At 61.0% G+C, this 20,601-nt stretch carries 12 protein-coding genes and 1 pseudogene; 7 read left to right on the top strand and 6 right to left on the bottom strand.

All coding sequences use genetic code 11. The features are described 5' to 3' along the window. Positions 1–261 precede the first annotated feature (261 nt). Complete coding sequence (putP, locus tag ACIP8I_RS22770) at positions 262–1,746, bottom strand: sodium/proline symporter PutP (protein ID WP_086794202.1); 1,485 nt, start codon at positions 1,744–1,746, stop codon at positions 262–264. A gap of 457 nt (positions 1,747–2,203) precedes the next feature. Between putP and putA the strand changes: the two genes are divergently transcribed. Both putA and ACIP8I_RS22760 read left to right on the top strand, forming a co-directional pair. Beyond that, positions 2,204–6,157, top strand: coding sequence for a trifunctional transcriptional regulator/proline dehydrogenase/L-glutamate gamma-semialdehyde dehydrogenase (putA, locus tag ACIP8I_RS22765; RefSeq protein ID WP_400764130.1), 3,954 nt, complete (start codon positions 2,204–2,206; stop codon positions 6,155–6,157). Positions 6,158–6,412: 255 nt separating this feature from the next. Beyond that, positions 6,413–8,215 (top strand): acyl-CoA dehydrogenase, encoded by a 1,803-nt coding sequence (locus tag ACIP8I_RS22760; protein WP_400764127.1) that lies wholly within the window; start codon positions 6,413–6,415, stop codon positions 8,213–8,215. A 91-nt stretch (positions 8,216–8,306) separates the two neighbouring features. On the opposite strand, the gene ACIP8I_RS22755 is transcribed toward ACIP8I_RS22760, so the two are convergent. The 3 genes from ACIP8I_RS22755 to ACIP8I_RS22745 form a co-directional block, all read right to left on the bottom strand. Beyond that, positions 8,307–10,244, bottom strand: a complete 1,938-nt coding sequence (locus ACIP8I_RS22755) for a methyl-accepting chemotaxis protein (protein WP_400764126.1) — start codon at positions 10,242–10,244, stop codon at positions 8,307–8,309. A gap of 99 nt (positions 10,245–10,343) precedes the next feature. Continuing rightward, the gene (locus ACIP8I_RS22750; RefSeq protein ID WP_007967308.1) at positions 10,344–10,646 is read right to left on the bottom strand and encodes a cell division protein ZapA; all 303 of its coding nucleotides are present in this window, start codon (positions 10,644–10,646) and stop codon (positions 10,344–10,346) included. Beyond that, positions 10,643–10,873, bottom strand: coding sequence for a hypothetical protein (locus tag ACIP8I_RS22745; RefSeq protein ID WP_007967306.1), 231 nt, complete (start codon positions 10,871–10,873; stop codon positions 10,643–10,645). Before ACIP8I_RS22745 ends, ACIP8I_RS22750 begins: the two co-directional genes overlap by 4 nt. Positions 10,874–11,120: 247 nt before the next feature. On the opposite strand from ACIP8I_RS22745, the pseudogene ACIP8I_RS22740 reads away from it, so the two are divergent. The 5 genes and pseudogenes from ACIP8I_RS22740 to selO form a co-directional block, all read left to right on the top strand. Then, positions 11,121–11,873: pseudogene (locus ACIP8I_RS22740) on the top strand (MCP four helix bundle domain-containing protein); the annotation flags it as partial. 30 nt (positions 11,874–11,903) lie between these two features. Then, positions 11,904–12,776, top strand: a complete 873-nt coding sequence (locus tag ACIP8I_RS22735; protein WP_371042268.1) for a methyl-accepting chemotaxis protein — start codon at positions 11,904–11,906, stop codon at positions 12,774–12,776. Between the two features lie 315 nt (positions 12,777–13,091). Beyond that, positions 13,092–14,834 carry a potassium/proton antiporter gene (locus ACIP8I_RS22730; RefSeq protein ID WP_367082727.1) on the top strand — a complete coding sequence of 581 codons (1,743 nt, stop codon included), beginning with the start codon at positions 13,092–13,094 and terminating at the stop codon, positions 14,832–14,834. Between the two features lie 34 nt (positions 14,835–14,868). Next, positions 14,869–18,222: a mechanosensitive channel MscK gene (gene mscK, locus ACIP8I_RS22725; RefSeq protein WP_400764123.1), complete on the top strand. Its 3,354-nt coding sequence runs from the start codon at positions 14,869–14,871 to the stop codon at positions 18,220–18,222. 48 nt (positions 18,223–18,270) lie between these two features. Then, on the top strand, positions 18,271–19,734 hold the full coding sequence (gene selO / locus ACIP8I_RS22720; RefSeq protein WP_400764122.1) for a protein adenylyltransferase SelO: 1,464 nt from the start codon (positions 18,271–18,273) through the stop codon (positions 19,732–19,734). A 6-nt stretch (positions 19,735–19,740) separates the two neighbouring features. Here the strand turns inward: selO and ACIP8I_RS22715 are convergent, their stop codons facing one another. After that, a complete protein-coding gene (locus tag ACIP8I_RS22715; RefSeq protein ID WP_108592757.1) occupies positions 19,741–20,142 on the bottom strand; it encodes a type II toxin-antitoxin system HigA family antitoxin in 402 nt (133 codons plus the stop codon). Next, the gene (locus ACIP8I_RS22710; protein ID WP_367082721.1) at positions 20,139–20,435 is read right to left on the bottom strand and encodes a type II toxin-antitoxin system HigB family toxin; all 297 of its coding nucleotides are present in this window, start codon (positions 20,433–20,435) and stop codon (positions 20,139–20,141) included. Before ACIP8I_RS22710 ends, ACIP8I_RS22715 begins: the two co-directional genes overlap by 4 nt. Between the last annotated feature and the right edge of the window lie 166 nt (positions 20,436–20,601).

The raw sequence follows: 20,601 nt of genomic DNA, 5'->3' as shown, positions 1-20,601 counted from the left end.
ACTTTTGCTGTCGAAAGCCCCTTCAGAAATCGACGTTTTCGACTACAGACACATCTCTGAAACTCATTGCTGAACCTGTGGGAGCTGGCTTGCCAGCGATGAGGCCGGCACATTCAACTTATTCGCTCACTGACACACCGCCATCGCTGGCAAGCCAGCTCCCACAGGGTTCTCCATGTTCTTGAGAAATCACAGACATAAAAAACGGCCCGCCTCCTTATAGGAAACGGGCCGTTTTTCTGTGAGCCGCAGCTCAGTGCGTCACTTGTTCAGGTGGAAATCTTTTTCCGCCGCTTCGAAGCGCTGCACCATGCCTTTGGTTGGCTCGCCCATTTTGCTGACGATGTAGATCGCCAGACTGGCGAAGATGAAGCCCGGGATGATTTCGTACAGACCCATCACCTCGAAATGCTTCCACACCACCACGGTGATCGCGCCGACCAGGATGCCGGCCAGTGCGCCGTTGCGGGTCATGTCTTTCCAGATCACCGAGATCAGCACCACTGGGCCGAACGCGGCACCGAAACCGGCCCAGGCGTAGGACACCAGGCCCAGTACGCGGTTTTCCGGGTTGGCGGCCATGGCGATAGCGATCAGCGCCACCAGCAATACCATCGCGCGACCGACCCACACCAGTTCCACCTGGGAAGCGGATTTGCGCAGGAAGGTTTTGTAGAAGTCTTCGGTCAGGGCGCTCGAGCACACCAGCAACTGGCAGCTCAGGGTGCTCATCACAGCGGCGAGAATCGCCGACAACAGGACACCGGCCACCCACGGGTTGAAGAGGATTTTCGCCAGCTCGATGAATACCCGCTCGTGGTTCTCGGTCACCGGACCGGCCACTTCCGGGTGCGCCGAGAAGTAGGCAATACCGAAGAAGCCCACGGCGACGGTGCCGCCCAGACACAGGATCATCCAGGTCATGGAGATGCGACGGGCGTTGGCAATCGACTTCACCGAGTCAGCAGCCATGAAGCGCGCGAGGATGTGCGGTTGACCAAAGTAACCCAGACCCCAGCCCATCAGCGAGATGATGCCGATGAAAGTGGTGCCCTTGAGCATGTCGAAGTTGCTTGGATCCTGGGCTTCGATGGCGAGGAACGTGGTGTCGACGCCACCGGTGGCCAGCAGCACGATGATCGGCGTCAGCAGCAGGGCGAAGATCATCAGTGTGGCTTGTACGGTGTCAGTCCAGCTCACCGCGAGGAAACCGCCGACAAAGGTGTAGGCAATCGTCGCCGCAGCACCGGCCCACAGCGCCGTCTCGTAGGACATGCCAAAAGTGCTTTCGAACAGACGGGCGCCAGCAACGATGCCGGAAGCGCAGTAAATGGTGAAGAACACCAGAATCACCACCGCCGAAATGATGCGCAGCAGGCCGCTCTTGTCTTCGAAACGGCTGGAGAAGTAGTCCGGCAGGGTCAGCGCATCACCGTTGTGCTCGGTCTGCACACGCAGACGGCCGGCGACGAACAGCCAGTTCAGGTAGGCGCCGACGATCAGGCCGATGGCGATCCAGCTTTCGGACAGACCGGACATGTAGATGGCACCCGGCAGGCCCATCAGCAACCAGCCGCTCATGTCGGAAGCACCGGCAGACAACGCCGTTACCACGCTGCCGAGGCTGCGGCCGCCAAGAATGTAGTCAGAAAGGTTGTTGGTGGAGCGATAGGCCATGAAGCCGATCAGCACCATTGCTGCGATGTAGATCACGAACGTGATCAGTGTTGGATTGCTTACGCTCATTAAGTTACGCCCTGGCTTTGTTTTTATGTTGCAGCGGTGATTGCTCGCGCTCAAACGACGACGTTTGGCAGACGAATCGGGATCCCGCGCATTTAGGACTGATGTTTCCCCAGGAAAGCCACCAGCCGATGCACCGGGTATTCCCGGTTGCACCTTGGGCGCGAATGCTATGCAACAAAGTAAAAAAGGTGCAACCAGTTTCTGGCGATTAAGTTGCACCTAGTCGGATATACCGATAAATACGCCGTTTTTGCTCCTTTTTAGCGCAGTCACGGCGCTCCGCTAGAAGTAAAAGCACCAAGCAAGAGCGGCACTTTCGTACCAGAAAATATTTCCTGATGAACTGCTTATTTTTCCGACAAAAAAAGGGTTGCACCCGGTTGCACCTCTTTCGGCGCGCGGCTAATCTTGCCGCCAGCTGATGCCACGCAACTGTGGCAACCATGAGGATAAAAATATGGCTACCACCACCCTTGGGGTCAAACTCGATGACCCGACCCGCGAGCGCCTGAAGGCTGCCGCGACCTCGATTGATCGCACGCCGCACTGGTTGATCAAGCAGGCAATTTTCAATTACCTGGAAAAACTCGAGGGTGGTGCAACCCTGACCGAGCTGAATGGTTTGACCGCCAAGGACAGCGATGACGCTGGCGAAGTCCATACCGATCACGCCCACCAGTGCTTCCTCGAATTTGCTGAAAGCATCCTGCCGCAATCGGTACTGCGCGCATCGATCACCGCCGCTTACCGTCGCCCCGAGCCGGAAGTGGTGCCGATGCTGATCGAGCAGGCGCGCCTGCCGGCTCCGATGGCCGAGGCCACCAACAAACTCGCCGCGACCATCGCGGAAAAACTGCGTAACCAGAAAAGTGCCGGCGGTCGTGCAGGCATTGTTCAGGGTCTGCTGCAGGAATTTTCCCTGTCGTCCCAGGAAGGCGTGGCACTGATGTGCCTGGCCGAAGCACTGCTGCGTATCCCGGACAAAGGCACTCGCGATGCGCTGATCCGCGACAAGATCAGCACCGGCAACTGGCAGCCACACCTGGGCAACAGCCCGTCGCTGTTCGTCAACGCGGCCACTTGGGGCCTGCTGCTGACCGGCAAACTGGTATCGACCCACAACGAAGCCGGCCTGACCTCGTCGCTGAGCCGCATCATCGGCAAAAGCGGCGAGCCGATGATCCGCAAGGGCGTCGACATGGCCATGCGTCTGATGGGCGAGCAGTTCGTCACCGGCGAAACCATCGCCGAAGCCTTGGCCAACGCGAGCAAATTCGAAGCCAAGGGCTTCCGCTATTCCTACGACATGCTCGGTGAAGCGGCACTCACCGAACACGACGCGCAGAAGTACCTGGCATCGTACGAACAAGCCATCCACTCCATCGGCAAAGCCTCCCACGGCCGTGGGATTTATGAAGGCCCGGGCATCTCGATCAAGCTGTCGGCCCTGCACCCGCGTTACAGCCGCGCCCAGTACGAGCGTGTGATGGACGAGCTGTACCCGCGCCTGCTGTCGCTGACCCTGCTGGCCAAGCAATACGACATCGGCCTGAACATCGACGCCGAAGAAGCCGACCGCTTGGAACTGTCGCTGGATCTGCTCGAACGCCTGTGCTTCGAGCCGCAACTGACCGGTTGGAACGGCATCGGTTTCGTCATCCAGGCCTACCAGAAGCGTTGCCCATACGTGATCGACTACGTGATCGATCTGGCCCGCCGCAGCCGTCATCGCCTGATGATCCGTCTGGTGAAAGGCGCGTACTGGGACAGCGAAATCAAGCGCGCCCAGGTCGAAGGCCTGGAAGGCTATCCGGTGTACACCCGCAAGGTGTACACCGACGTTTCCTACATCGCCTGCGCCCGCAAACTGCTGTCGGTGCCGGAAGTCATCTACCCGCAATTCGCCACGCACAACGCCCACACCCTGTCGGCGATTTATCACATTGCCGGTCAGAACTATTACCCGGGCCAGTACGAATTCCAGTGCCTGCACGGCATGGGCGAACCGCTCTACGAGCAGGTTGTAGGTAAAGTTTCCGAAGGCAAGCTGAACCGTCCGTGCCGCGTGTACGCACCGGTCGGCACCCACGAAACCCTGCTGGCGTACCTGGTACGTCGTCTGCTGGAAAACGGCGCGAACACCTCGTTCGTCAACCGCATCGCCGACCAGTCGATTTCGATTCAGGAGCTGGTGGCCGATCCGGTGGCGCAGATCGAGCAGATGGCGACCGTAGAAGGTGGTTTCGGCCTGCCGCACCCACGCATTCCGCTGCCGCGTGACCTGTACGGCGCCGAGCGCGCCAACTCCGCCGGTATCGACATGGCCAACGAACATCGTCTGGCCTCGCTGTCCTGCGCCCTGCTCGCCACTGCGCACAACAACTGGAAAGCCGCGCCGATGCTCGGTTGCGCTTCCAGCAACGAAACGCCTGCGCCAGTACTGAACCCGGCAGACCATCGTGATGTGGTCGGTCACGTTCAGGAAGCCACCGTCGAGGACGTCGACAACGCCATCCAGTGCGCCCTCAACGCTGCACCGATCTGGCAGGCCACCCCGCCGGCCGAGCGCGCGGCGATTCTGGAGCGTGCCGCTGACTTGATGGAAGGCGAGATCCAGCCGCTGATGGGTCTGCTGGCTCGCGAAGCCGGCAAGACCTTCGCCAACGCCATCGCCGAAGTCCGCGAAGCCGTCGACTTCCTGCGTTATTACGCGGTGCAGGCACGCAACGATTTCAGCAACGACGCCCACCGCCCACTGGGCCCGGTGGTGTGCATCAGCCCGTGGAACTTCCCGCTGGCAATCTTCAGCGGCCAAGTCGCTGCGGCACTGGCGGCCGGTAACCCGGTATTGGCCAAACCGGCCGAGCAAACCCCGCTGGTTGCCGCGCAAGCCGTACGTTTGCTGCTGGAAGCCGGGATTCCCGAAGGCGTGCTGCAACTGCTGCCGGGTCGCGGTGAAACCGTCGGTGCCGGTCTGGTCGGTGACGAGCGCGTCAAAGGCGTGATGTTCACCGGTTCCACCGAAGTCGCGCGTCTGCTGCAGCGCAACATCGCCGGTCGCCTCGACAGCCAGGGCCGTCCGATTCCGCTGATCGCCGAAACCGGTGGCCAGAACGCGATGATCGTCGACTCTTCGGCACTGACCGAACAAGTGGTGATCGACGTGGTGTCCTCGGCCTTCGACAGCGCCGGTCAGCGTTGCTCGGCCCTGCGCGTGCTGTGCCTGCAGGAAGATTCCGCGGACCGTGTCATCGAAATGCTCAAGGGCGCGATGGCGGAAAGCCGTCTCGGCAACCCTGAACGTCTGTCCGTGGACATTGGCCCGGTGATCGACGCCGAAGCCAAGGCCGGTATCGACAAGCACATCCAGGCCATGCGCGATAAAGGTCGCAGCGTGTACCAGGTGGCTATTGCCGACAGCGAGGAAGTCAAACGCGGCACCTTCGTCATGCCGACCCTGATCGAGCTGGAAAGCTTCGACGAACTGCAACGCGAGATCTTCGGCCCGGTGCTGCACGTGGTGCGCTACAAGCGCAAGGACATCGACCAGTTGATCGGCCAGATCAATGCCTCCGGTTATGGCCTGACCCTCGGCGTACACACCCGCATCGACGAGACCATCGCCAAGGTGATCGACAACGTCAACGCCGGTAATGTCTACGTCAACCGCAACATCGTCGGTGCCGTGGTCGGCGTGCAGCCGTTCGGCGGCGAAGGCCTGTCGGGTACTGGTCCGAAGGCCGGTGGTCCGCTGTACCTGTACCGTTTGCTGTCGACGCGTCCTACTGACGCCATCGAACAATCCTTCGCGCGCGGTGATGCGCTCGTCGCCCCCGACGTGCGTCTGCGTGATGCCATGAGCAAACCGCTGAACGCCTTCAAGGCCTGGGCCGAGAGCAACCAGTACGCCGAACTGAGCGCCCTGTGCGTGCAGTACGCCGCCCAGTCGCAAAGCGGCATCACCCGTGTGCTGGCCGGCCCGACCGGCGAGAAGAACAGCTACGCGATCCTGCCGCGTGAACACGTGCTGTGCCTGGCCGACGTCGAAGGCGATCTGCTGACCCAACTGGCGGCGGTCTTGGCTGTCGGCGGTTCGGCGGTATGGCCGGAGACCGACATCAGCAAGGCATTGTTCGCACGCCTGCCGAAGGACGTCCAGGCGCGGATCAAACGGGTCGCCGACTGGCACAAGGACGAAGTGGTGTTTGATGCGGTGCTGCATCACGGCCATTCCGACCAGTTGCGTGGCGTGTGCCAGCAGATTGCCAAGCGTGCCGGTGCGATTGTCGGGGTTCAGGGCCTGTCCCAGGGCGAGACCAACATTGCGCTGGAGCGTCTGGTGATCGAGCGGGCATTGAGCGTCAACACGGCGGCGGCGGGTGGTAATGCCAGCCTGATGACTATCGGTTAATACCGATACCCGGGCAGCCGCAATGGCTGCCCGGTACGCAAGACCCTGTGGGAGCTGGCTTGCCAGCGATAGCGATGTGTCAGCCAGCATTAATGCTAACTGATCTGCCGCCATCGCTGGCAAGCCAGCTCCCACAGTGGTTTTGGTGTTTGCAAAGTTCTTGATGGGCCCCAACATCACCGTCATCAATCATCGTATTCAACCTTTATCAGGCAGCCTAGACTCGGCCCAACCCCAAATTTCAGGTAGGCCGCCATGTCCGAGACGTTGCTCAGTTCCCGTAATCTGGCTTTCGAGCTGTACGAAGTCCTCGATGCCGAGGGCCTGACCCGGCGTGAGCGGTTTGCCGAGCACAACCGCGAGACCTTCGACGCGGCGATCGGCACTGCGCGCAGCATCGCCGAGAAATACTTCGCGCCGCACAACCGCAAGGGCGACGAGAACGAGCCGCGCTACGAGAACGGTCAGGCGATGCTGATTCCCGAAGTCAAACCGGCGGTGGAGGCGTTCCTCGAGGCCGGCTTCCTCAACGCCGCGCGCAGCTTCGAAGCCGGTGGCATGCAACTGCCGACGCTGCTGTCGCAAGCCTGCTTCGCGCACTTTCAAGCGGCGAACGCGGCGACCACTTCCTACCCGTTCCTGACCATGGGCGCGGCCAACCTGATCGGAAGCTTTGGCAGCGACGAGCAGAAACAGCGCTTCCTGCAACCGATGATCGACGGGCGCTTCTTCGGCACCATGGCCCTGACCGAACCGCACGCCGGCTCATCGCTGTCGGATATTCGTACCCGCGCTGAACCTGCGTCCGACGGCACTTATCGGCTCAAGGGCAACAAGATCTTCATTTCCGGCGGCGATCATCCGCTGTCGGAAAACATCGTGCACATGGTCCTGGCCAAGCTGCCGGACGCGCCGCCGGGGGTGAAAGGTATTTCGCTGTTCATCGTGCCGAAGTTTCTGGTCAACGCTGACGGCAGCCTCGGCCAGCGCAACGATGTGCTGCTGGCCGGCTTGTTTCACAAGATGGGCTGGCGTGGCACCACCTCCACCGCGCTGAACTTCGGCGATAACGGCGAGTGTGTCGGCTATCTGGTGGGCAAGCCGCATCATGGCTTGAGCTACATGTTCCAGATGATGAACGAGGCGCGGATCGGCGTTGGCATGGGCGCGGTGATGCTCGGTTACGCCGGTTACCTGTACTCGCTGGAATACGCCCGCGAACGCCCGCAGGGTCGAGTGCCGGACAGTAAGGATCCGAGCACCGCGCCGGTGGCGATCATTCAGCACGCCGACGTAAGACGCATGCTGCTGACGCAAAAGTCCTACGTCGAAGGGGCATTTGATCTCGGGTTGTACGCGGCACGCTTGTTCGATGACACCACCACGCTGGAAACCGAAGCCGAGCGCAAACAGGCCCACGAGCTGCTGGACTTGCTGACGCCGATCGTCAAATCCTGGCCGTCGGAGTTCTGCCTGAAGGCCAACGAACTGGCGATCCAGATTCTCGGCGGTCACGGTTACACCCGCGAATACCCGGTGGAGCAGTATTACCGCGACAACCGCCTGAACCCGATCCACGAAGGCACCCACGGTATCCAGTCGCTGGACTTGCTTGGGCGCAAACTGGCGCAGAACGGCGGCGCCGGCTTGAAGCAACTGATCCGTCTGATCGCCAACACCGCCGAGCGCGCGATCGCGTATGAATCGCTGACCGCACTGCGTGAGCCACTGGAGCAACTGGTGGCTCGCTTGCAAACAGTCACCATCGGCCTGCTGACCGATCTGGCGCAGGGCAAGGTCAATAGCAGCCTGGCGAATTCGGCGCTGTACCTGAAGGTGTTCGGGCACACGGTGATTGGCTGGCGCTGGCTGGAGCAGGCGATTCGCGCCGAGGAAGGTTTGGCCAAGGGCAATGCGGCGGATGCTGACTTCTATAAGGGCAAGTTGCAGGCAGCGCGGTACTTCCTGACGTGGGAAGTGCCGGGTTGTCATCATGAATTGGCGTTGCTGGAGGCGCGGGATGATACGTGCCTGGCGATGCGGGATGGGTGGTTCTAAAAGCAAAAGATCGCAGCCTTCGGCAGCTCCTACAGGGAACGCATTCCCATGTAGGAGCTGCCGAAGGCTGCGATCTTTTGATCTTGATCCTTTAGCTCAGCTTGAACCCACCCATCTGCCTTGCCAGATCATCCGCCAACCGCTGCAACATCTGACAATCCTCGCGACACGCCCGCACCTCGCCCGCCGTGGCCCGGGCCAGATCGGAAATTCCCTGCACGTTGCGGTTGATCTCTTCAGTCACCGCCGACTGTTCTTCCGTCGCGGTCGCAACCTGATGGTTCATGTCGCTGATGCGCTCGACCTGCCCGGTAATCGCGGTCAACGACGCGCCAGTACGCTGACTCGATTCAACCCCGGTACCGGTCGCCGCCTGCCCGGTGCGCATTGATGACACGGCATTCTCGGCGCCTTGCTTGAGGCTGCCGATCATTTGCTGAATCTCGTCGGTGGACGTCTGAGTCCTGCGCGCCAAGGTGCGCACTTCATCCGCCACCACGGCAAACCCGCGCCCCATATCTCCGGCGCGCGCCGCTTCAATCGCCGCGTTGAGCGCCAGCAAGTTGGTCTGCTCGGATACCCCGCGAATCACCGCCAGCACCGAATCGATCGACGCCACCTGATGCGCCAGCTCACCCACCGCGCCCGCCGCCACGCCGATCTCATCGGACATGCTTTCTATATGACGGATCGAGCCGCCGACCACTTCCCGTGCCTGCAGCGCTTCATCCCGCGCGGTTTGCGAGGCCAGCGCGGCGTTGCCGGCGTTCTGCGCGATTTCCTGCACGGTCAGGCCCATCTCGTGCACCGCCGTGGCGACCATGTCGGTCATTTCCTGCTGGCGCCCGGAGCGTTCGGCGGTGTTTTCCACCACTTTCGCCACTTGGCCGACCGCCGTGCGCAAGCGCTCGCTGGTGGTCAGCACTTCGCCAATCAGCCCGCGCTGGCTGTCGAGGAAACGGTTGAAGCCCCGGGCCAGATCGCCCAGCTCATCGGCGCGGCTGGAATCTAACCGATGGGTCAAATCTCCACCGCCGCTACCGATTGCTACCAGCGCGGCTGTTACCTGACGAATCGGTCGCACCAGCCCCTGGGCCAGCCAAACTACCAGCGCCAGGCACACCAGCGCCACAGCCAGACCAATGCCGCCGCTCATCCACATCGCCTTGCGGGCCTCGGCGTAGATCTGTGATTGCGGCACTTCGGCCACCAGCGTCCAGCCCAGATCGCGCAGTGGCAGGCTGAAGGCGAGGAAATCTTCGCCATCGCGCTGGAACGAGCTGTTGGTGGCGACTTTTTGACCCATGACCGCTTGCGCAGCCGACGCGCCAATCTGCTCCGTGAGGGTGCGCTTGCCGCTGAACCGCGCCTCGGGATGGACCTGGATCAAACCGTCGGAACGCACGAGATAGACCTTGCCGCGCTCGCCAAAGCTGAAATTGTGGATCAGCTCCGACAGCTCTTTCATGCTCAGGCCCAGCCCCGCGACGCCGACCACTTTGCCGGCCTGCTCGACCTTCAAGTCGATGAACAGCGCCAATTCTCCGGTGGCGCCATCGTTGTCGATATTCAGGGTGCGCGGCTGATTCCTGTCGAGGAAGGAATAGAACCAGGCGTCCGCCGGTTTGGCCCGACTGAGGGTACGGTCGAGGCCTTTTTCGGTGATGTAGTGATTGGATTCGGTGCCGATGATCAAAGCGGTGAACGCTTTATGTTCGGCGCGGATGCCTTCCAGATACTGCGCGAAGGCCGCTGTTTTGCTGCTGTCTTCACCTGAAGCCAGCCAGTCGCGGACCATGCTGTTGCTGGCAATATCCTTGGCGGCGGTCAGCGGCTGGACGAGGATGCGTTCGATGTCGTTGCGCGTCGCTTCGATGCTCGACGGCAGCGCTTGTTCGACCAGATAGCTCTGGGCGAGGCGGTTGACCACCAGGGTATAAATGCCAACCACGATCAGGATACTGACCAGCAGGGCGGTGCCCATGCTGAGAATCAGCTGCCATTGAATACTGCGTCGCCACAACTGCATGGAGCACCCCCAAAGAATAAGTGGCCGAAACAATGCAACAGCCGTGCCGATTGTATACAACCTGATCGACAATCTATTCTTTGGTTGTGCGCAACCCCATCAGCCCTGATTGATGGTCTTGGCGATGGTGTCGACCGTGGCGCTGACTTGCTCTTGGTAACGGTCGAGTTCTTGCTGATGCTGCTTCTTCATTTCGATCTGCTGCGAGCACAGGTTCATCGCAGCCAGCACCAGCAAGCGGTCACCGATCAGCGTCGGGTATTTGCGTTTGGTGTCGGCCAGGGCGGCCTTGAGCATCAGTGCGGCGTCCAGCAGGGTCTGTTCTTCCCCGGCCGGTGCCTTGATCGAATAGTCCTCCCCGAGAATGGAGATGACTTTTACCCCTGCGGTGCCGTGGTTCATGCGCTGACAGGACCTGCGTTGACGCGATCAACCAGAGCCTGGATGCGCGCTGCGGTGGCGCCGTGCTTCTCTTCCTGTTCCATCAGGCTCAGTTGCAGGCTTTCGTTTTCATCCTTGGCCTGGGCAAGTTCCGTGGACAGGGTCTGGTTGGTTTGCGCAAGGGTCTGGTTCTGTTGCACCAGATCGCTGACGAGCTGTTCCAATTGGCTGAGGGATGCTTCCAACATTTTGATCTTCCAGGCGTTTTTCAAAGGGCGCGTACGATAAAGAAAAGTCACTGCGGATGCCAGGGTTATACCGGCGCAAGGCCTTGATTTTCCTGGCGGCCGACCGTTCTCGCGAGTTTAAAAGACTGTGATCTGCCGATCTGGTTCCTGCACTTCGTCGCCCGGGGCCATATGCGACAAATACGCACAGTGCCTCAAGACTTTAGTCGTATGACCGATAAGTCATCCAACAGCAGTCTCAGCCCGCATGGATGCGGCCCTTTCTGGTATCCGCGCCATGTCCCTTCGCAATATGAATATCGCCCCCCGGGCGTTCACCGGTTTCGCCCTGATCGGCGGCCTGATGCTGATTCTCGGCGTGTTCGCCTTGAACCAGATGAGCAAAATCCGTGCAGCTGGCGAAGACATCGCCACTGCCAGCGTGCCATCGGTCAAGGCCGTTGATGAATTCACTCAACTGACGCTGCGCCTACGGGTGCTGTCGTATCGGTTGCTGATCAACCGCGAACCGGACGTGCAGCAGAAAACCATCGAGCTGTTCGAGTTGCGCAACCGGCAGATCGCCGACGCTCAGCGTGCCTATGAGCCATTGATCGATGGCCCGCAGGAGCGCGCGGCCTACGACCAGTACGTGCAGCTCCTGGCTCAGTACCGTCAACTCGAAGAGCGGATGAAAACCCTGTCGCGCAACAATCAGATCGATGAGCTGCGGCAGATGCTCAACTCGGACCTGCTGAGTAACTCGGAAGCGGTGAACACCGCCCTGGCGCGCCTGCTTGAAATCAACACCCAGCAAATCGCCGAGACGAATCAAGGTGCAGCCAACCAGTACTCGATGTCCTTCAATCTGGTCGTGACGCTTCTGCTGATCGCCACCGGCCTGACCTTCCTGTTCGCCTGGCTGCTGACCATCAGCATCACCAAGCCGATCTCCAAAGCACTGGACGCGGCGGAAACCATTGCCGAAGGCAACCTGACCCAGCCGATCCACGTCGACGGCAGCGACGAAGCCGGGCGTCTGCTGGCGGCCATGGCCAAGATGCAATCGAAGCTGCGCGACACCTTGCAGCGCATCTCCGGCTCGGCCACCCAGCTTGCGTCTGCGGCGGAAGAGCTGAACAGCGTCACCGACGAAAGCGCCCGTGGCCTGACTCAGCAGAACAACGAAATCGAACAGGCCGCCACCGCCGTCAACGAAATGACCAGCGCCGTGGAAGAAGTCGCCCGCAACGCGGTCAGCACTTCGGAAGCCTCGAAGAACGCCACCACCTCGGCGGGCGATGGCCGCGATCTGGTGCAGGAAACCGTCAGCGCCATCGAACGCATGAGCGCCGATGTGCAGAGTACCGCGAGCCTGATCGGTGATCTGGCGAATGAATCCCGCGACATCGGCAAGGTGCTGGACGTGATTCGTGGCCTGGCCGATCAGACCAACCTGCTGGCCCTGAACGCAGCGATTGAAGCGGCCCGTGCCGGTGAAGCCGGGCGTGGTTTTGCCGTGGTGGCCGATGAGGTTCGTGCCCTGGCGCATCGTACCCAGCAGTCGACCAGCGAAATCGAACGCATGATCGGCAGCATCCAGAGCGGCACCGAACACGCCGTGGATTCGATGCGCAACAGCACCGAGCGCGCCGAATCGACCCTGAACATCGCCCGCGGCGCCGGGATGTCGCTGGACACCATCAACACCGCGATCGTCGAGATCAACGAGCGCAACCTGGTGATCGCCAGCGCCGCCGAAGAGCAGGCGCAAGTGGCCCGCGAAGTGGATCGCAACCTGGTGAACATCCGCGACCTGTCGGTGCAATCGGCCACCGGCGCGAATCAGACCAGTGCGGCGAGCAACGAGCTGTCGCGGTTGGCGCTGGACCTGAACAATATGGTTGGGCGGTTTAGCCTTTAAGATCAAAAGCTACCCCCTCACCCCAGCCCTCTCCCCCAAGGGGCGAGGGGGAAAGGGAGCCGATCTTCATGCACTTCAAGACCTGAGTTCGGCTCGATATCTCAGGTCGGTGCAGCTTGAACGACCCCCCCGGTCAGTCCCTCTCCCCCCGGGAGAGGGTTAGGGTGAGGGCAGCAATCCCCAGCCGAACCAAAATTCCGAACACGCCGGCGCAAAAACCTTTTTGACAGCATCACATTTCAACAGGTTAGAATCGCTGGCACGCAGACTGCATGGTCAGTTTGTGCCCGTCTTTACGCTTCTGGAGTACTGCCTTTGAATGCGACGACCATCAACAGCCTGTTCTTGATCGGCGCGTTGCTGGTAGGTGCGAGCATTCTTGTCAGCTCACTTTCCTCCCGTCTCGGCATCCCCATTCTGGTGATCATCCTCGCGGTCGGCATGACCGCCGGGGTCGATGGCGGCGGGATCATTTTCGATAACTACCCGACGGCCTATCTGGTCGGCAACCTCGCACTGGCGGTGATCCTCCTCGACGGTGGCTTGCGTACCCGGGTTTCGAGTTTCCGTGTGGCCTTGTGGCCGGCGCTGTCGCTGGCGACGGTCGGGGTGCTGATCACCACCGGGCTGACCGGCATGGCGGCGGCGTGGCTGTTCGACCTGAACCTGATTCAGGGCCTGCTGATCGGCGCCATCGTCGGCTCCACGGACGCCGCCGCGGTGTTCTCGCTGCTCGGCGGCAAAGGCCTCAACGAACGGGTGACCGCCAGCCTGGAAATCGAATCCGGCAGCAACGACCCGATGGCGGTGTTCCTCACCGTGACCCTGATCGACATGCTCGCCAGCGGCCAGACCGGCCTGCACTGGAGCCTGCTGACTCACCTGATCCGCGAGTTCGGCATCGGCGGCGTGATCGGTCTGGGTGGCGGCTGGCTGATGCTGCAACTGGTCAACCGGATCAACCTCGCCACCGGCCTGTACCCGATTCTGGTGATCGCCGGCGGCCTGGTGGTGTTCGCTTTGACCAACGCCCTGCACGGCAGCGGCTTCCTCGCGGTGTACCTGTGCGGTCTGGTGATCGGCAACCGCCCGGTGCGCAGCCGTCACGGCATTCTGCACATGCTCGACGGCATGGCGTGGCTGGCGCAGATCGGCATGTTCCTCGTGCTGGGACTGCTGGTCACCCCGCATGATTTGCTGCCGATTGCCCTGCCCGCTCTCGGTCTGGCGCTATGGATGATTCTGTTCGCCCGGCCGCTGTCGGTGCTGGTCGGCCTGCTGCCGTTCAAGGCGTTCCATGGCCGCGAGAAAGCCTTTATTTCCTGGGTTGGCCTGCGCGGCGCGGTGCCGATCATTCTCGCGGTGTTCCCGTTGATGGCCGGGCTGCCGAATGCGCAGCTGTACTTCAACCTCGCGTTCTTCATCGTGCTGGTGTCGCTGCTGGTGCAGGGCACAAGCCTGCCGTGGGTCGCCAAACTGCTCAAGGTGACGGTGCCGCCGGAGCCTGCGCCGATCTCCCGTTCGGCGCTGGAAGTGCACATCACCAGTGAGTGGGAGCTGTTCGTCTACAAGCTCGGCGCGGAGAAATGGTGCATCGGTTCGCCCCTGCGCGAGCTGAAAATGCCCGAAGGCACCCGTATCGCCGCGCTGTTTCGTGGTCAGCAACTGCTCCATCCGTCGGGTAGTACGGTGCTGGAAGTCGATGATTTGCTGTGTGTTATCGGCCATGAACACAACTTGCCGGCGCTCGGAAAACTGTTCAGCCAGGCGCCGCAACGCGGTCTGGATCTGCGCTTCTTCGGCGACTTCGTGCTCGAAGGAAACGCCCAGCTTAAAGCGGTTGCAGCGCTTTACGGGTTGCCGGCCGAGGGCATCGATCCGGACATGACCCTGGGCGAGTTCATTGCGCACAAAGTCGGTGGCGCACCGATCGTGGGTGACCAGGTGGAATGGAACAACACCCACTGGACGGTTGCGGTCATGGACGGGAACAAGATCGGCAAAGTGGGCGTCAGATTCCCCGAAGGAAGTCGCCCGGGCCCCGGGCTCTTCCTCTAAACTGCGTCCACTCTCACTTGCTTGACCGGTCTCTATGCCTACCCTGCGCTCCTTCTTTTTTGCGGCCCTGCTGGGCCTGAGTCTTTCCGTCGGCCCGCTGTACGCCGCCGAACCGCCATCCAGCGAAGCCGTGCAGGCCAGCCTGGACAAATTGGCCGACAGCAAACTGCCGGATGCCGATAAAAAGAGCCTGCAGACGGTCCTGCAAACCACGCTCAATCAGCTCAACAGCCGGCGTGATTACGACCAGAAACTGATCGACCTCAAGCAACAACTGGCCTCTGCCCCTCGGCAGACCATCGAGAACACCCGCGAACTGGCACGCCTCAAGGCCACGGCGGTAGTACCGGTGGCGCAGCGCTTCAGCAAAGAGTCGATCCAGCAGTTGGAGCAGATCCTCACGGATCGCTCGACCCAGCAAAGCGATCTGCAAAAAGCCCTGGCCGATGCCAACAGCCTGATCATCACCGCGCAGACCCGTCCCGAGCGTGCGCAGGCGGAAATCTCCGCCAGCCAGACGCGCATCCAGCAGATCAATAACATCCTCAAGTCCGGCAAGGACAGCGGCAAGACTGTCAGTGCCGAACAGCGCGACCAGCTGAATGCGGAACTCGCCGCGCTGAACGCGTTGATCCCGCTGCGCCGTCAGGAACTGGCCGGCAACAGCCAGTTGCAGGATCTGGGCAACAGCCAGCATGACCTGCTCTCGGAGAAAGCCGACCGCCTCGACCGCGAGATCCAGGAACTGCAGACGCTGATCAACCAGAAGCGTCTGGCGCAGTCGCAGGAAACCGTCACCCAGCAATCGATCGAAGCGCAAAAGGCCGGCGGCAGCAGCCTGCTCGCCACTGAAAGCGCCGCCAACCTCAAGCTTTCCGACTACCTGCTCAAGAGCACCGACCGCCTCAACGAAGTCACCCAGCAGAACCTGCAGACCAAACAGCAACTCGACAGCCTGACCCAGAGCGACTCGGCTCTCGACGAGCAGATCAACGTGCTCAAGGGCAGCCTGCTGCTGTCGAAGATTCTCTATAAGCAGAAACAGGCGCTGCCGCGACTCAAGGTCGACCGCGATCTGGCGGACCAGATCGCCGATATTCGCCTGTATCAGTTCGAAGTCAGCCAGCAGCGCGAACTGCTGAGCAACCCGGCAACCTACGTCGACAACCTGCTTTCCACTCAACCGCCGGAGCAGGTCACCCCGCAACTGCGCAAAAGCTTGCTGGATCTGGCCAACACCCGCGCCGACCTGCTGGAGCGTCTGAATCGCGAACTGAGTGCGGTGCTCAACGAATCGATCACCCTGCAGCTCAACCAGAAGCAACTGCTGAGCACTGCACAAAGCCTGCGCGCGACCCTCGATGAGCAGATGTTCTGGATTCCCAGCAACAAGCCACTGGACGCTGAATGGATACGCAGCGTGCCGGAGCGACTCAAACGCCAGATCGACACCCTGCCGCTGGCCTCGAGCCTGAGCGAGCTGACCGATGGCCTGACCCAGCGCCCGTTGCTGTTCCTGCCACTGGCCCTGCTGATCGGCGCTCTGCTGTGGCGGCGCAAGGCGCTGTACGCGCGGTTGAACAAGGTTCACCAGGACATCGGGCACTTCAAGCGTGACAGCCAGTGGCACACGCCGCAGGCGATCCTGATCAACATTCTGCTGGCGATGCCGGTGGCGCTGGGTCTGGGCCTGTGCGGTCTGGCCCTGCAGATCGATGCCCGCGGGCAGAACGCCAACATGGGCGCGGCGTTGCTGCAAATGGGTCAGGCGTGGCTGGTGTTCTACACCGCCTACCGGATTCTCTCGCCGGGCGGCGTGGCCGAGTTGCATTTCCGCTGGGACAAGCCGCAGGTCGAGTTCCTGCAGGGCTGGATCCGTCGCCTCGGGCTGGTGGTGATGGCGCTGGTGACCGTGGTGGCCGTCGCCGAGCTGCAACCGGCGGCGCTGGCTGACGACGTGCTCGGCATGCCGGTGGTATTGACCTGCTACGCCCTGATGGCGTGGCTGCTCAGCCGTCTGCTGATCAGCAGCCCGGCGCACGAAAACACCTCGCTGTTCCGCAAGGCCGTCGGCGTGATGTTCACCCTGCTGCCGATCGCCCTGTTCGTCGCGGTGTGCTTCGGCTACTACTACACCGCGCTGAAACTCAGCGACCGGTTGATCAACACCCTGTACCTGCTGATGTTCTGGCTGGTGATCGAAGCCACCTTCGTCCGTGGCTTGGCGGTCGCCGCACGGCGTCTGGCCTACCAGCGCGCCCTGGCCAAGCGTCAGGCGGCCAAAGAGGCCGGCGACGGCGAAGCGGTGATCGAAGAGCCGACGCTGGATATCGAAAAGGTCAACGAACAGTCCCTGCGCCTGATCCGTCTGGCCCTGCTCGGCGGCTTCATCGCCGCGCTGTACTGGGTCTGGGCCGACCTGATTTCGGTGTTCTCGTACCTCGACAACATCACCCTTTACGAATACACCAGCGGCACCGGCGCCAACATGAGCATGGTGCCGATCAGCATCGGCGACATGCTCGGCGCGCTGATCATCATCGGCATCACGTTCGCCCTGGCGCGCAACCTGCCGGGTCTGCTGGAAGTGTTCGTGCTGTCGAAACTCAATCTCGCCCAGGGCAGCGCCTACGCGACCACCACGCTGCTGTCGTACGTGATCGCCGGCGTCGGTTTCGTCTCGGCCCTGTCGACCCTTGGTGTGAGCTGGGACAAGCTGCAGTGGCTGGTGGCGGCGCTGTCGGTGGGCCTCGGTTTCGGTATGCAGGAGATCTTCGCCAACTTCATCTCCGGCATCATGATCCTGTTCGAACGCCCGGTGCGGATCGGCGACACCATCACCATCGGCAACCTGTCGGGCACGGTGAGCAAGATCCGCATCCGCGCCACGACCATCACCGACTTCGACCGCAAGGACATCATTGTCCCGAACAAGACGTTCATCACCGGGCAACTGATCAACTGGTCGCTGACCGACACCATCACCCGCGTCACCTTGAAGCTGGGCGTGGATTACGGCTCCGACCTCGATCTGGTCAAGGAACTGCTGCTCAAGGCTGCCCGGGAAAACCCGCGCGTGCTCAAAGAGCCCGAGCCGCACGTGTACTTCCTCAACTTCGGCGAAAGCACCCTCGATCACGAACTGCGCATGCACGTGCGTGACCTCGGCGACCGTAACCCGGTGATCGACGAAGTGAACCGCTTCATCAACCGCGAGTTCAAGAAGCAGCACATCAACATCTCGTTCCGGCAGATGGAGGTGTACCTGAAAAACCTTCATGGCCAGGAATACAAGTTGGTGCCCATCGAGGACGAGAACAAAACCATCGTGCCGATCAGCGGTGAGCAAAAGCCGCTGCAAGAGCCGCCGCCAGCCAAACTCGACTAACCGGTCTGATCCCAGCAGAATGCTCGGACATTCTGCTGGAGCCGGCCCGTGAAAGCCCTCGACGAACTGACCTTCGACAACCGCTTCGCCCGTCTGGGTGATGCGTTTTCCGCCCATGTGCTGCCCGAGCCGATCGACAACCCGCGTCTGGTCGTCGCCAGCCCCGCCGCGCTGGCCCTGCTCGATCTCGACCCGACAACGGCTGACACTCAAGAATTTGCCGAGCTGTTCGGCGGCCACAAGTTGTGGGCCGATGCCGAGCCACGGGCGATGGTCTATTCCGGGCACCAGTTCGGCGGCTACACGCCGCAACTGGGTGATGGTCGCGGGCTGCTGCTCGGCGAGGTCTACAACAACGCCGGCGAACACTGGGACCTGCATCTGAAGGGCGCCGGGCAGACGCCGTTTTCGCGCATGGGCGATGGCCGCGCGGTGTTGCGTTCTTCGATTCGTGAGTTTCTCGCCTCCGAGGCGCTGCACGCGCTGAACATCCCGTCTTCACGTGCCGCCTGCGTGATTGGCTCCGACACTCCGGTGTGGCGCGAGAAGCAGGAGCGTGCAGCGATGGTGCTGCGTCTGGCACCGAGCCACATCCGCTTCGGCCACTTCGAATACTTCTACTACACCAAGCGTCCCGAGCAGCAGAAGCAGCTCGGCGAACATGTATTGGCGATGCACTTCCCCGAATGCCTGGAGCAGCCGGAACCGTATCTGGCGATGTTCCGCGAGATCGTCGAGCGCAATGCTGAACTGATCGCCAAGTGGCAGGCCTACGGCTTCTGCCACGGGGTGATGAACACCGACAACATGTCGATCCTCGGCATCACCTTCGACTTCGGCCCGTTCGCCTTCCTCGACGATTTCGATGCCAACTTCATCTGCAACCACTCGGATGATCAGGGCCGCTACTCGTTCAGCAATCAAGTACCGATCGGCCAGTGGAACCTCAGCGCACTGGCCCAGGCCCTGACACCGTTCATCAGCGTCGAGGCCCTGCGCGAAGCCCTCGGCTTGTACCTGCCACTGTTCCAGGCGCACTACCTGGACCTGATGCGCCGCCGCCTCGGTTTCACCACCGCCGAAGATGACGACCAGAAACTGCTCGAAGACCTGCTGCAACTGATGCAGAACAGCGGCGTCGACTACACGCTGTTCTTCCGCCATCTCGGCGAAGAGTCAGCAGAACAGGCTGTCGCCCGCTTGCGCGATGACTTCGTCGACATCAAAGGCTTCGATGCCTGGGGCGAGCGCTACGTGGCGCGGGTTGCCCGCGATGGTGACAGCGATCAGGAACAACGCCGCACACGGATGCACGCGGTCAATCCGCTGTACATCCTGCGCAACTACCTGGCGCAAAAAGCCATCGACGCCGCCGAACAAGGCGACTACTCCGAGGTGCGCCGGCTGCATGCGGTGCTAAGCAAACCGTTCGACGAGCAGCCGGGGATGGAGGGTTATGCCGAGCGGCCGCCGGAGTGGGGCAAGCATCTGGAGATCAGTTGTTCGTCTTGAAGCAGACTAGATGAACACCTCTACAGGCACCTTGAAGTAGTCGGCCAACCAGCGAACCTGCCGCAGGTTCAATTTGCGCTTGCCGTTCAGAATTTCTGAAACAACGGATTGAGTACCCACACCCGGCAGATCGCTTTGAGTCAGACCATGTTCGCGCATCATGTAGCCGAGGACCTCTTCGCCGCTCGCATCGGCCATCGGATGGTGTGTGCGATCCCACTCGGCAATCCAGTCACTGATGATGTCCAGCAGACTCGCGAGTGGATGCGAGCCATCATCACCGGTTATCTCAAGGATCTCGTCGACGGCCTGAACCAAGGCGTCGTAATCCTCTTCATTTTTCGGTTTGCGCAACAACGGAGAGACAAACTCCCAGTGCTCGGCAACTGTCTTGATCAAACTACTCATACCTTTCTCTCCTTCCATTTGCCCCGATCGTATTCGCGGTGGTCGAGCACATGCTTGATGTAGAGCCTTTGTGACCGATAACTGACAAAAGCGATTAGCCTCAGTTTGTTGCCACCAATGTCGAAAACGTGGAGATCACCCACTTTGTCGATGGCAGGAAATATCGACTTCATTGCCGCAAAGTCCTTTGGATAACTCCTGCTTGCCAGACGAAACCATTGCGCTAGCGCGCTTGCTGCCTGTGGCCACTGCTCCTTGGCCTCTCGAATGGGTTTTTCACTGAACACATGCATGCAACATCCTTATCGCATTCTGCTATGGGGAGTTAATCACAAAATAAAATTATCGCAACTTGCGATAGACCCATGCAGACCAACGGTCTGCATCGGTACGATTCAGCCTAGATCCAACATTGAAATCCGCATGATTGAAAATATGAGCAAAAGTCTCCAACTAGAG

Source organism: Pseudomonas sp. NPDC088414 (assembly GCF_044753325.1).
Lineage (GTDB): Bacteria > Pseudomonadota > Gammaproteobacteria > Pseudomonadales > Pseudomonadaceae > Aquipseudomonas.
The sequence above is the reverse complement of the archived record's forward strand: the minus strand, read 5'-3'. Positions and strand labels throughout refer to the sequence as shown.

Coding starts and splice junctions, on each gene's coding strand:
- putP (WP_086794202.1), bottom strand. CDS start 1,746: ATGAGCGTAAGCAATCCAACACTGATCACGTTCGTGATCTACATCGCA.
- putA (WP_400764130.1), top strand. CDS start 2,204: ATGGCTACCACCACCCTTGGGGTCAAACTCGATGACCCGACCCGCGAG.
- ACIP8I_RS22760 (WP_400764127.1), top strand. CDS start 6,413: ATGTCCGAGACGTTGCTCAGTTCCCGTAATCTGGCTTTCGAGCTGTAC.
- ACIP8I_RS22755 (WP_400764126.1), bottom strand. CDS start 10,244: ATGCAGTTGTGGCGACGCAGTATTCAATGGCAGCTGATTCTCAGCATG.
- ACIP8I_RS22750 (WP_007967308.1), bottom strand. CDS start 10,646: ATGAACCACGGCACCGCAGGGGTAAAAGTCATCTCCATTCTCGGGGAG.
- ACIP8I_RS22745 (WP_007967306.1), bottom strand. CDS start 10,873: ATGTTGGAAGCATCCCTCAGCCAATTGGAACAGCTCGTCAGCGATCTG.
- ACIP8I_RS22735 (WP_371042268.1), top strand. CDS start 11,904: ATGGCCAAGATGCAATCGAAGCTGCGCGACACCTTGCAGCGCATCTCC.
- mscK (WP_400764123.1), top strand. CDS start 14,869: ATGCCTACCCTGCGCTCCTTCTTTTTTGCGGCCCTGCTGGGCCTGAGT.
- ACIP8I_RS22715 (WP_108592757.1), bottom strand. CDS start 20,142: ATGAGTAGTTTGATCAAGACAGTTGCCGAGCACTGGGAGTTTGTCTCT.
- ACIP8I_RS22710 (WP_367082721.1), bottom strand. CDS start 20,435: ATGCATGTGTTCAGTGAAAAACCCATTCGAGAGGCCAAGGAGCAGTGG.